This is a genomic window from Streptomyces speibonae (genome assembly GCF_984686075.1).
The window spans coordinates 177,606-189,612 of sequence record NZ_OZ480260.1 but is presented as its reverse complement, the minus strand read 5'-3'; the positions used below and the strand labels follow the sequence as shown (position 1 = coordinate 189,612).

Sequence of the window (12,007 nt, the reverse complement as noted above, 5' to 3'; positions counted from 1 at the left end):
ATGAGGAAGTCGGCAGCCCCCGCGTCGACTTTCCCTGCCATTGTCCGCTTGTTCTCGATCACATTTATCACGGGTGAGATGTGAACCGTGTATGAGAGGACGGGAAGGGGCGGCCGGCGTCAAACGCGGTCGACAACAGGTGCTGCCTAACGTCGGCGTCATGAATCTCTTCAAACGGGCGTGGTGGCGGCTGACCGGCCACCTCGGGAAGACGCTGATGCTGATCGGCCTCTTCTTCGTCATCTGCACCCTGGTGCTGTCCGGCTTCCTGATCCGGTCCGCCGCGGCCCGCGCCGCCGACGATGCCAAGCAGCGCGTCGGCGCGGTGGTGACCATGCAGCTCGACCTCAACGCGCTGATCAGCTCGGGCAAGGAAGAGGCGTCAAGCGGCCCCGTCGCGGGGCGGCTCGGCGAGAACGCCGACCTGCACCGCTCCCTGGTGGACGAGATCTGCACGTCGTCCGTGGTGGCCCAGTGCAACTACACCACCGACTCGGGCGCGTTCCCCACCCGCTCCACCCGGCTGTATCAGCCGGTCCCCCCGCCCGGGGACGCCCCGGGCGCCGATCTGTTCAGTGCCGACGGGGTGCGCGATCTGAACGCGGTCGGTGAGTTCAAGGCCGGCGACTCCGCACTGATCACCGGCCGCGGCATCACCGCGGACAGCGCGAGCGACGAGATCGTCGTCGAGGAGCGCCTGGCCAAGGAGAACAAGCTGGAGGTCGGCGACAGGGTCGAGCTGAAGGTGGGTCAGATCCCCCCGCCCGGCGAGAAGCCCGACGAGACGGAGTACACCTTCGAGGTCGTCGGCATCTACCGGAACAACACCGCCGACACCGGCACCTACGTGCCGGCCCTGACCCACCCGGCCAACCAGCTCTACCTGACTCCGGACGGCGCGAGCCTCCTCCTCGGCAAGGGCAAGGGAAGCAAGGACGGCAAGGGCGGCGACGGCGTGGTCAACCAGGCCACCTTCACCCTGAAGGACCCCGCCGACCTGGAACGGCTCCGCAAGGACGCCACCGAGGCCGGGGCGGATCTGGAGATCTTCCCGCTGTCGGTCAACGACAAGCAGTACAGGACCCTGGTCGGGCCGATCAACGAGACCGCAGGCTTCGCCACCGTCACCGTGTGGCTGGTGGCCGTGGCGGGCACCGCCATCCTCGCCCTGCTCGTCGCCTCGTCACTGCGCGAACGCCGCAAGGAGCTGGGCATCCTGCTCTCCCTGGGGGAGAAGAAGCCGAGGCTGCTCGGCCAGCACCTGGTCGAGATCACCGCCTGCTCCGTCGTCGCGATCGGTCTGGCGGGCGCCTGCGGCCCGCTGCTCTCCCAGGCCGTCGGCGACCGGCTGCTGGCCGGTGAAGTCTCCTCGGCCCAGGAGGAGGCGGCCGGCCGGGGCCCCGAACGGGACCCCTCCGATCCCCTCGGGGGCATGAAGGAAGAGGAGGACGTCGACCCCATCGACTCCCTCGCCATCCGGCTCGGTCCCGCCGATATCGGCAAGGTCGGTGCCACCGGCCTCGGCATCGCCGCCCTCGCCACCCTGGTTCCCGGCAGCCGCATCCTGCGCCTCAACCCCCGTGACCTCCTCACCAAGGGAGACTGACATGTCCGAGCACCCCGCCGAGCCCCTTCTCGAACTCAGCGGGCTCACCCGCACCTACCAGAGCGGCAGCCGTCGCCGGGTCGTCCTCAAGGACGTGTCGCACCGCTTCGAAGCGGGCCGCATGTACGCCGTCGTCGGCCCGTCCGGCTCCGGCAAGACCACCCTGCTCTCCCTGGCCAGCGGCCTGGACGCACCCACCGGCGGCACCGTGCGCTTCCGCGGCCGCGACATGGCGGAGCTGGGCCGCGGCAGGTACCGCAACCGTCACGCGGCGACCGTCTTCCAGTCCCTGAACCTGCTCACCTACATGACCGCCCTCCAGAACGTCACCTCGGCCATGGAGATCACCGGCGTGAAGGGCCCCCGGCGCAGGCGACGCGCGGCCGAACTCCTCGACCTGCTGGGCATCGAGGCCGCCGACCGGAACCGGCGCACCCTCAGGCTCTCCGGCGGACAGCAGCAGCGCGTCGCCATCGCCCGCGCCCTCGCCTGCGAGGTCGACGTCCTCTTCGCGGACGAGCCCACCGGCGCCCTCGACCAGGTCACGGCGGCCGGGATCATCGAGGTGTTCCAGAAGCTGGCCCACGACGACGGCAAGTGCGTGATCGTGGTGACCCACTCCAAGGAGGTGGCGGAGGCGAGCGACGAGGTACTGCACCTGCGACGCGGCCGGCTGGTCTCCCGCACCTGACCCGGAAAACCCGCACGGCCGTGCACCGCCTTTGAATCGCCGCACCGCTTTTATGCCGGCGTAACACGTTTATCCTGCTGCAAAGCAGGGTTTGCTCTACTGCCCGCATGAACTTCGTCAAGCGGGCCGGGACGAGCCTGTGCGTCAGGAAATCCCGCACCGCCGCCCTCTTCGGTATTTTCGCCGTGATCTGTTCTCTGCTCCTCGGCGGATTTCTGCTGAAGGCGGCCGCCGCGCGCCAGGAGGCCGAGGCCCAGCGCACGATCGGCGTCGATGTGACGGTGCGCGGCGGGCGGCTGACCCCGGCCCTGGCGCACCGGCTCGGCTCCGAGCCGCCGGTGACGCGGTACAACCCGCTGCTCCCGCTGGCCGCCGGCCCGCACGGGTTCGACCCGCTCGTCCCGTTGGTGCCGAAGCCGGCCGGGACGCGGGACACCGCGAGGGAGGAGGGGCCGCTGGCGGTGCACGGCGTGCGGGACCTGGGCATGCTGCTGCCCTTCTCGTACGGATCGACGAAGATCACCTCCGGACGGGGGATCACCCCGGCGGACACCGGCCGCCGTGTCGCGGTGATCGAGGAACGCCTCGCCGCGCGGAACGGCCTCAGGACCGGCGGCACGGTCCGGCTGCGGTCCGCCGACGGTGAACGCGACGTCTCGCTCGAGGTCGTCGGCGTGTTCCGGGACCCTCGGCAGGATCCGTCCCAGTGGAAGCCACCGAACGAGCTTCCCGGCAACACCCTCTATGTTCCGATGCCCGTCGCGGAGCGGCTCGGCGGTGGTACCGGCCGTCTCGACGAAGTGGTCCTCAAAATCGGTTCGCCCGAACAGGCCGGGCAACTGCACGACGCGGCCCGGCGGTTGCTCGGCACCGAGGACTTCGACTTCCGCGTCAACGACAAGGCGTACCGCGACCAGGTCCGTCCCATTCAGCGCGTGGGCACCTTCGCCGGCCTGATCGTTTGGGTCATCGCCCTGGCCGGCGCACTGATCCTCTGCCTCGTCGTGACGCTGCAGATCCGGGAGCGGCGGCACGAACTCGGAGTACTGCTGTCCATGGGCGAGAAGAAGTGGAAGCTCGTCTCCCAGCACGTCGTGGAGGCCGCGGCGGTGTGCCTGCCCGCGGTCGCCTGCGCCGCGGTGGCGGGACACCTCGCCGGACCGTCCGTGGGCGATGCCCTGCTGGACCGCCCGCGGCACCACACCGTGGCGGCGGGGGTGCGCGACGCGGAGAGCGCCCCTCCCACGGTGCGGGTCCGGCCGGCCGACGTGGGAAGGGTCGCCGCCCTCGGACTCGGCATCTGCCTGGTCTCCACCGTCGTCCCGGGCATCGGAATCCTCCGCCTGCACCCCCGCTCGATCCTGACCGACGGCGACTGACCGGCCGCCGGGACCAACTCAGAAAGCCACCGTTCATGAATTTCGTCAAACGCGCAGCCCTCAGCCTGTGGGCCCGCAAGGGCCGCACACTGATCACCTTCACCACCTTCCTGGTCATCTCCCTCATGGTGATGGCCGGTGTCCTGATCAACGCCGCGACCGCCCGGGCCGAACGGGACGCCAGGCGGTCGGTGGGGGCGGAGGTCGGTCTCGACGTCGACCTGGGGGCCATGGGCGGCGTCGGACAGGCGCCGGTGATCGACCCCGCGACCGTGGAGAGGATCGGCGAGCTGCCCCAGGTACAGAAGTACACGTACTCGCTGTGGGACCGGGTGATCCTCAAGAAGGACGCCGAACTCGTCGACGCGGGCATGGAGGACACCATGGGACCCGGCGGCACCGCGGCCATCGGCCTCCTCGACTCCTCGCTCCTCACCGACTTCCGCAGCGGCAGGTTCACGCTCGTCTCCGGCCGGCACCTGACCGCCGCCGACCGGGACAAGAAGCGGATCCTCATCGAGGAGCGCCTGGCCAGGAAGAACCGCCTCCGGACCGGCGACACGGTGACCCTCACCGGCAACGACGAGAAGACCACGGGGAAGTTCACCGTGGCCGGCATCTTCCGCGACCCCCGCCCGGCCACCGAGCCGGAACCCGAGTACTACGTCAGCCCCGCCAACATGATCTACGGCACCGTCGGCGGCCTCGCCGCCCTCAGCGCCCCCGGCGGCGGTGCCCCGGGCATCACCCGGGCCACCTTCCTCCTCACGGACCCCGATGACCAGCGGGAGTTCAGGGACCGGGCCGAGGCGACAGCGGGCTCCGCGCTCGACGGCTTCACGCTCGACGTCAACGACAAGGCCGTACAGCAGATGACCGGACCGCTGAAGAGCATCAGCTCCACCGCGACCCTCGCCATGTGGCTGACCGGCCTCGCGGGCGCCGCCGTGCTCGCCCTGCTCGTCAACCTCGCCGTCAAACAGCGCCGCACCGAGTACGGCGTGCTGCTGTCCATGGGCGAGAAGAAGTGGAAGATCATCACCCAGCAGGCGCTGGAGATCACCGCGATCGCCGCGCTGGCCATCGTGCTCGCGTCGCTCTTCACCCCCCGGCTGACGCAGACCACGGGCCAGTCACTGCTCGGCAGGGAAGCCACCGCGGCCCAGCGGAAGATCGACGCCTGGGAGCCGCCCGCCCCCGGCAGCACCGGCATCGGCGAGGGCATCGACCCCGACGACCGGCCGGCCGGGAACGCCGACCCCATCGACACCATCACCGTCGCACTCGAACCCGCCGACCTCGCCGCCGTCGGAGGCATCGGACTCGGCATCGGCCTGCTCGCCACCGCCATCCCGGCAGTCTCCGTCCTGCGCCTCAGCCCCCGCTCGATCCTCACGAACGGCAAGTGACCCCATGACCCACGCCACCGAACCCGCGCCCGTCCTCCGACTCCACCGCGTCAGCCACACCTACTGGGGCGGGCGCCGCAAGACCATCGTCCTCCGGGACATCGACCACACCTTCGAACGCGGCACGTTCTACACGATCCTCGGCCCCTCCGGCAGCGGCAAGACCACCCTGCTCAGCCTCGCCAGCGGCCTCGACACCCCGACCACCGGCACCGTCAGCTTCGAGGGCCGCGACCTCAAGGACCTGGGCCTGGGCCGCTATCGCAACAAGCACGCCGCCACGATCTTCCAGCACTACAACCTCCTCACCTACATGACCGCCCTGCAGAACGTCGTCTGCGCCATGGAGATCACCGGAGCCAGGCCCGCCCGGGGCAGCCGCCGGGCCCACGCCCTTCAGGTGCTGGAAGACCTCGGCCTGGACAACCAGACGGCCACCCGCGGCGTCCTGCAACTGTCCGGCGGCCAGCAGCAGCGCGTCGCCATCGCCCGCGCCCTGGCCTGCGACGTCGACATCCTCTTCGCCGACGAACCCACCGGAAACCTCGACGAGGACACGGCCCAGGGCATCATCGACACCTTCCGCGGCCTCGCCCACGAACAGAACAAGTGCGTGGTGGTCGTCACCCACTCCCAGCAACTGGCCACCCAGTCCGACCGCATCCTCACCCTCCGCAAGGGCAAGCTGCACCACACGCCCCACTGAGCCCGGGAACTCGACCGGCACCGCCAACGACTACTGGTGCATCGGCAGTTCTCGGACAGGGGAGACAACACCAGTGGAACGCAGGCAGTTTCTACGCCGGACGACAGCAGCGGGCGCGGCCACCCTGGGCGCGGGGACGGTGACGGCGACAACCTTGGGAACGCAGACGGCGGGTGCCGCACCCCGGCGGCGCACCGGGCCGCTGCGCGTCGACATCGTGATGTTCGACGGAGTCGAGGAGCTGGACTGCGTCGCTCCCTACGAGGCCCTCTCCATGGCCGGGGTGCACAGCAGCCGCGGGACCGAGGTCCGCTACGTCACCACCGGGCGCCCCCGGCCGGTACGCGCCGCCTTCGGCAGCCTGATCCACGTCAAACACCGCTGGGCCCCGGAGGAAGCGGACCTGATCGTGGTGCCCGGGGGCGGCGCCTACACACGTCGCGAGGGCCCCGGCATCTGGGACGAGATCCACAGCGGCGTCCTCCCACGGGCCCTCGCCGCCGCCCCCCGCCCCGGGCTGACCATCAGCGCGGTGTGCACCGGAACGATGCTGCTGGCCGCGGCCGGCCTGACCCGGGGCCGTCCGTGCACCACGCATCACGTCGCCAAGCCGGACCTCGAGGAACAGGGCGGGCTCGTCAAGAACGCCCGCGTCGTCGACGACGGCGACCTCGTCACGGCGGGAGGCATCACCTCGGGCCTGGACCTGAGCCTGTGGCTGGTCCGCCGCGAACTCGGCGCGGACACGGCCGTGGGAATGGAGACCATGCTGGAATACGAAGCCCGCGGAACCGTCTGGCAGGCGTCCGCACCGTCGTAGCGGCCAGGGGCGGCGCCGTACCGCTTCGCGGTCATGGCGCCGGCGTTCGCCGTGGCCCGCTGCCCGTCGGGACGCGGGTGCGGGCCGAGGGCGATACGGGCCGCCACGGGAAGGTGGTCACTCGGCGTGGCCGGCAAGGTCCACGCCGAGGTGGCCTTCGCGCCCGCCACGAAGATCTGGTCGAGCCGCACCACGGGGAAACGCGACGGCCAGGTGAAACCGAAACCCTCCCCGGCCGCGGACTGGGCGGAGGCGAAGCGCCGGGTGAGCGGACGCAGCGCGCGGTCGTCGGCGGAGCCGTTGAAGTCGCCCAGGACCACCACGTCGTGGCTCCTCTCGGCCCGCACCTCCCGCATCAGCCGGCCGAGCGCCTCATCGCGTGCGCGCGTGGTGAACCCGGACGGGGTGACCCGGACCGACGGCAGGTGAACGGCGTGGACGGCCAACGGGCCTGAGGGACTCTCCACCGTGGCGCGCACGGCGCGGGTCCACGGCATGACGGGCACCACCCGCGCGTCACGCAGGGGGTGGACGCTCCAGAGGCCGACCGTGCCCGCGTAGAAGTGGTGGGGGTAGAACCCTGCCAGCGCCCGCTCGTAGGTCCGCGCCGTGTCGGGGCTCAACTCCTCCAGCGCCAGGACGTCCGCCTCGGCGGCCAGCAGGCCTCGTATCGTGCGCTCGGGGTCGGGGTTGTGCTGGTTGACGTTGTGGGTCACCAAGGTGAGGTCTCCCCCGGGTGACGACTTGTCGGCGAGCGTGCCGCCGAAGACCACGAGCCACGCGGTCACGGGAAGGACCGTCAGCAGTGCCGCCGTCCGGGAGCCGCGCAGCACCGCGACGGCGCCCCATGCCAGGACCGCGAGTGCCGTCCAGGGCATGGTGTCGACCAGGCTGCCCACCCGTCCGGGGCCGTTGGGAACGAGACGCGGGGCCAGGATGACCAGGGGCAGCAGGGCGGTGCAAACGGTCCTCAGCGCGGTCCTGCCGTGGCCGGCGGGTGTCCTCGTCATCCTCGCTCAGGCCTCCGTTGCGGAGCTGGCGAGCCGGCTGCGGAGCCCCTCGATCAATGCCCGGCTGTTGTCCAGTGCGGCCCGCATCCCCTCGGGGGCCGTCGTGTTCGCGCGCTGGTGCAGGACGGCGCCGAGCATCAGGCGGCTCCTGTCACCGACGCGCACCTCGGAGGCCCACAGCAGGTTGCCGCCCGCCGGGGTGCTCGAGCCGGTCTTGAGACCGACGACGCCCGCGGTGCCCAGCAGGCCGTTGGTGTTGTCCAGCTCACCCACGCCGGGGACCGACACCGTCCGGCTCGCCACGATGTCACGGAACACGGGGTTCCTCATCACCGCGTGGGCCAGCCTCAGTTGGTCCACCGCCGTGCTCGTCGTCGTGTCCTCGATACCGCTGGCCCCGGTGTAGGCCGTGTCGTCCATCCCCAGTTCCCCGGCGGCGCGCTGCATCTTTCGGACGAACGCCTCCTGGCTCCCCGAGTCCCAACGGGCCAGCAGACGGGCGATGTTGTTGCCGGACGGGATCAACAGCATCTCCAGCAGCTGCCGTTCGGAGTACGTGTCACCGGCCCGCACCGCGACGGTCGACTCACCACCGACGCCCACCTCGTACGCGGTCTGCCGGTCCACCTCGATCAGCGGCCCCGGCTCGCCCGGCCGCAGCGGGTGCTCGCTGAGGATGACGTGCGCGGTCATCACCTTGGTCAGGCTCGCGATCGGAACCGGCCGCCGGTCGCCCCGCACCCCCAGGGTCCCCTCGCCTCCCAGGGCCACGGCCGTCTGGCCTTCCTCCGGCCAGGGGACGGCGGCATCCGCCAGGTCCTCCGCGAGACTGCCGTCCTCGGCGGACGACGTACCGCGACCGCCCTGATCACGGACGGAGCCGGGGCCGCCCAGGGTCAGGGCCACGGCGGCGGCCAGGATCGCGAGGGTGAGCAGAACGAGTGCGGTGACCGCGGGGCGCCTGCGGTGTGTGGGGGAGAGGGGCACGGCACATGCCTCCGGGATCGGCGTGAACGACGGATACGCCGACCAGGCTGCGGTCCCGATGTGTCCGGCCCGCGGAGCCCGGGACGCCGCAGGCCCGCGATACCGCCTCCGCCGTGTATCAGGTGCGTGTCACTCACGCGGACGGGAGGCGATCCTCACCGATCACCGTGCACGAGCCCGCTAGTGGCCCGGCCCGGCCGGCGGTTGCGACGGCGGCAGGCGCAGCACCGCCACGGCGCCGCCGTCCACGGCGTCGTTGCCGAACTGCAGGGCCGCTCCGATCACCCGGGCCTGGCCCAGAGCGATCGTCAGCCCCAGCCCGTGCCCACGGCCCCGTTCCGCCGCGCCCGTGTGGAAGCGCTGCGGACCGTGCGCGAGCAGCCCGGGCGGGAACCCCGGCCCGTGATCACGCACCCGCACGTTCCGGCCCGACACGGTGACCTCCACGGGCCCGGCACCGTGCCGGTGGGCGTTGACGACGAGGTTGGAGACGATACGGTCCAGCCGGCGCGGGTCGGTCTCCACCACCGGGGCGGCGTCGGCCGTGACCGTGGCGGGCAGACCGCTCCTGGCCACCGACTCCTCGACCAGTTCGGCCAAGGGCACCTCCTGGGGCCGGGACTGTTCGGCGCCGGCGTCGAGACGGGAGATCTCCAGCAGGTCCTCGACCAGGTCGCGCAGTACGCGGACCCGGTCCCGCACCAGATCCGTCGCCTCTCCCTCGGGGAGCAGACCGGCCGAGGTGACCAGCCCCATCAGCGGAGTGCGCAGCTCGTGTGCGACGTCCGCGGTGAAGCGCTGCTCGCGGGTGATCCGTTCCCGCAGACTGTCGGCCATCGAATCGACCGTGGCCGAGATCTCGGTGATCTCGTCACCGCCCGACCGTCCCATCCCGGTCCGCGCGCCCAGGTCACCGGCAGTGATGCGGCGCGCCGTACGGGCCACCCGGCGCAGCCTCCTCGTCGGCAGTTCGGTCACCAGAGCGGTGAGCGGGACCACGACGGCGAGGGTGAGCAGGGAGTACTGCCACAGATGGCGGTCCAGGGCCCGCCTGGTGAGGTGGTCGGACGTCATGTCGACCCAGACCGCGTACACCTGCCCGTTCTCCTCGCGGGCCGCCCAGAAGCGGGGTGCCGGAGTCCTGTCCTCGTAGAACGTCGCCTCGCCGTGCCGTTCGGCCTCTTGCAGCAACGGCTCCGGTGTTTCCCCGGGGACGGCCCGCGGCGGTTCCACGCCGGAGCTCCGGGCGCTGCGGACCGCCTCGTCCAGCGCGACGACGGCCTTGCCCGCGCCTTCGTTCATCGACCGCTCGAGCGTCGACTCGTGCACCAGCAGGCCGACGGTGAGCGCCATGGCAACGCAGGCCGAGGCCACCACGCAGATGACCTTCCAGTGCATCGAGCGCAGGTTCAGCAGGGCGCGGACGATCGCCATCGCACGTGCTCCGTTCAGCGCCGCAGCTTGTAGCCGAAACCGCGGACGGTCTCGATGCGCTCGCTGCCGATCTTCTTGCGCAGTCGCTGCACACACAGATCCACCACCCGGGAATCGCCGTCCCAGCCGTAGTCCCACACGTTGCGCAGCAGCGTCCGGCGGTTCAGAACGACACCGGGGTGCGCGGCGAACTCCAGCAGCAGCCGCAGTTCGGTCGGCGCCAGGGACACGTGCACGCCGCCCCGCTGGACCTCGAGGGCCGCCGGGTCGATGGTCACGTCGCCGAAGACCAGCCGGTCGCCCGTCTGCGGAGGGTCGTCGGCCCGGGCGGCCGACGCGAAGGTGGCCCGGCGCAGCAGCGAGCGGATCCGCGCGACCAGGACGGGGGTGTCGACGGGCTTGGTCACGTAGTCGTCGGCCCCCGCCTCGAGGCCGGACACCACGTCGAGGGAGTCGCCGCGTGCCGACATCATCAGGATCGGGTCCAGGCTGGTCTCCCTGATCCGGCGGCACAGGCCGATGCCGTCCAGACCGGGCAGCATCACGTCGAGCAGCAGCAGGTCGTAGCCGCCCCGCCGGAACCGTTCGAGTCCCGTCAGCCCGTCCTCCGCCACGTCCACCCGATAGCCGTAGCGCTCCAGGGCCATCGCCACGGACGTGCGGATCACCTCGTCGTCCTCGACGAAAAGGATCATGACAGGAGCGGAGTCAGACATGTGCATCCATGGAACGTGGTACCGGTCGGCCTCCCATCATGCCTGTCCCGCGCACCGCTCGTGGGCCCCGGAAGCCCTCGGCACGACCGCGTCCGCACGTCCGAGCTGGTCCGATACAGGGCCGATACACAACTGAGCGCCCCCGGACACACGGCCGGGCCCGGTGCGCTAGTTGTTCTGTCCTGGGAGGTTGTGGACGGGTGAGTCAGGTCTCGGCTGAGGGATCTTGAACGGGTGAGGGCCTTCAGGTTCGGTGTGGATTGCGACGTCTACACCTGACCGAAAGGCCCTCGTGCCCCACCGTAATGCACCCCTGACCGAGACCGGACGGCTGCGCCTGGCCCGCTGCGTGGTCGAGGACAACTGGCCCCTGCGCCGCGCCGCGGAACGCTTCCAGGTCTCGCCGACCACCGCCCAGCGCTGGGCCGACCGCTACCGGCAGTTCGGCGAGGCCGGCATGAGCGACCGCTCCTCCCGCCCGCGTACCAGTCCTCGCCGCACCCCGACCCGCACCGAACGCCGGATCATCAAGGTCCGCGTCCTGCGCCGCTGGGGACCGGCCCGCATCGCACACCTGCTGCACCTGGTGCCCTCGACCGTGCACCGGGTGCTGACCCGCTTCGGCCTGGCCCGCCTCACGCACCTGGACCGGGCCACCGGCCGCGTCATACGCCGCTACGAACGTGAACGCCCCGGCGAGCTGGTCCACGTGGACATCAAGAAGCTCGGCAACATCCCCGACGGCGGCGGACACAAGGTGCTGGGCCGCCAGGCCGGGCGCAAGACCCGCGCAGGCGCCGGCTACAGCTACCTGCACACCGCCGTCGACGACCACTCCCGCCTCGCCTACAGCGAGATCCACGCAGATGAGAAGAAGGAGACCGCCACCGGCTTCTGGACCCGTGCCCAGGCGTTCTTCACCCGAGCCGGCATTACCGTCGAACGTGTCCTGACCGACAACGGCTCCTGCTACCGCTCACGCGACTGGCGCGACCTGCTTACCGCGGCCGGGATCGCCCACAAGCGCACCCGTCCCTACCGGCCGCAGACCAACGGCAAGGTCGAACGCTTCAACCGCACCCTCCTCGACGAATGGGCCTACGCCCGTCCCTACCGGTCGGAGACCGAACGACGCGAAGCGTTCCCCGGCTGGCTGCACACCTACAATCATCATCGCGGACACACCGCGCTGAAGGGCCAACCACCCGCCAGCCGCGTCCCCAACCTCACAGGGCAATACAGCTAGTGC

10 protein-coding genes and 1 pseudogene are annotated in these 12,007 nt (G+C 71.0%); 7 read left to right on the top strand and 4 right to left on the bottom strand.

Annotated elements, in window-relative coordinates; translation table 11 throughout:
- The first annotated feature begins 160 nt into the window (after positions 1-160).
- From AC5L3C_RS00760 to AC5L3C_RS00735, 6 genes are all read left to right on the top strand, one after another.
- A complete protein-coding gene (locus AC5L3C_RS00760) occupies positions 161-1,606 on the top strand; it encodes an ABC transporter permease (RefSeq protein WP_125501458.1) in 1,446 nt (481 codons plus the stop codon).
- Position 1,607: 1 nt separating this feature from the next.
- Positions 1,608-2,297: an ABC transporter ATP-binding protein gene (locus AC5L3C_RS00755; protein ID WP_493646297.1), complete on the top strand. Its 690-nt coding sequence runs from the start codon at positions 1,608-1,610 to the stop codon at positions 2,295-2,297.
- A gap of 107 nt (positions 2,298-2,404) precedes the next feature.
- Positions 2,405-3,676 carry an ABC transporter permease gene (locus AC5L3C_RS00750; RefSeq protein ID WP_493646296.1) on the top strand — a complete coding sequence of 424 codons (1,272 nt, stop codon included), beginning with the start codon at positions 2,405-2,407 and terminating at the stop codon, positions 3,674-3,676.
- A gap of 35 nt (positions 3,677-3,711) precedes the next feature.
- On the top strand, positions 3,712-5,085 hold the full coding sequence (locus tag AC5L3C_RS00745; protein WP_493646295.1) for an ABC transporter permease: 1,374 nt from the start codon (positions 3,712-3,714) through the stop codon (positions 5,083-5,085).
- A gap of 4 nt (positions 5,086-5,089) precedes the next feature.
- The gene (locus tag AC5L3C_RS00740; protein ID WP_493646294.1) at positions 5,090-5,791 is read left to right on the top strand and encodes an ABC transporter ATP-binding protein; all 702 of its coding nucleotides are present in this window, start codon (positions 5,090-5,092) and stop codon (positions 5,789-5,791) included.
- A gap of 73 nt (positions 5,792-5,864) precedes the next feature.
- Entirely contained in the window at positions 5,865-6,611 is a 747-nt protein-coding gene (locus AC5L3C_RS00735; protein ID WP_125501450.1) for a DJ-1/PfpI family protein, read from the top strand.
- An 86-nt stretch (positions 6,612-6,697) separates the two neighbouring features.
- On the opposite strand, the pseudogene AC5L3C_RS00730 reads toward AC5L3C_RS00735, so the two are convergent.
- From AC5L3C_RS00730 to cseB, 4 genes and pseudogenes are all read right to left on the bottom strand, one after another.
- Positions 6,698-7,621, bottom strand: a pseudogene (locus tag AC5L3C_RS00730) (endonuclease/exonuclease/phosphatase family protein); the annotation flags it as partial.
- 6 nt (positions 7,622-7,627) lie between these two features.
- Entirely contained in the window at positions 7,628-8,608 is a 981-nt protein-coding gene (locus tag AC5L3C_RS00725) for a D-alanyl-D-alanine carboxypeptidase family protein (protein ID WP_493646293.1), read from the bottom strand.
- A gap of 180 nt (positions 8,609-8,788) precedes the next feature.
- Positions 8,789-10,042 carry an ATP-binding protein gene (locus AC5L3C_RS00720; RefSeq protein ID WP_493646292.1) on the bottom strand — a complete coding sequence of 418 codons (1,254 nt, stop codon included), beginning with the start codon at positions 10,040-10,042 and terminating at the stop codon, positions 8,789-8,791.
- 14 nt (positions 10,043-10,056) lie between these two features.
- On the bottom strand, positions 10,057-10,737 hold the full coding sequence (cseB, locus tag AC5L3C_RS00715; RefSeq protein WP_493646291.1) for a two-component system response regulator CseB: 681 nt from the start codon (positions 10,735-10,737) through the stop codon (positions 10,057-10,059).
- Between the two features lie 313 nt (positions 10,738-11,050).
- Between cseB and AC5L3C_RS00710 the strand changes: the two genes are divergently transcribed.
- Positions 11,051-12,004 (top strand): IS481 family transposase, encoded by a 954-nt coding sequence (locus tag AC5L3C_RS00710; RefSeq protein WP_493646290.1) that lies wholly within the window; start codon positions 11,051-11,053, stop codon positions 12,002-12,004.
- Positions 12,005-12,007: the final 3 nt, after the last annotated feature.

Coding starts and splice junctions, on each gene's coding strand:
- cseB (WP_493646291.1), bottom strand. CDS start 10,737: ATGATCCTTTTCGTCGAGGACGACGAGGTGATCCGCACGTCCGTGGCG.
- AC5L3C_RS00760 (WP_125501458.1), top strand. CDS start 161: ATGAATCTCTTCAAACGGGCGTGGTGGCGGCTGACCGGCCACCTCGGG.
- AC5L3C_RS00755 (WP_493646297.1), top strand. CDS start 1,608: ATGTCCGAGCACCCCGCCGAGCCCCTTCTCGAACTCAGCGGGCTCACC.
- AC5L3C_RS00740 (WP_493646294.1), top strand. CDS start 5,090: ATGACCCACGCCACCGAACCCGCGCCCGTCCTCCGACTCCACCGCGTC.
- AC5L3C_RS00750 (WP_493646296.1), top strand. CDS start 2,405: ATGAACTTCGTCAAGCGGGCCGGGACGAGCCTGTGCGTCAGGAAATCC.
- AC5L3C_RS00745 (WP_493646295.1), top strand. CDS start 3,712: ATGAATTTCGTCAAACGCGCAGCCCTCAGCCTGTGGGCCCGCAAGGGC.
- AC5L3C_RS00720 (WP_493646292.1), bottom strand. CDS start 10,042: ATGGCGATCGTCCGCGCCCTGCTGAACCTGCGCTCGATGCACTGGAAG.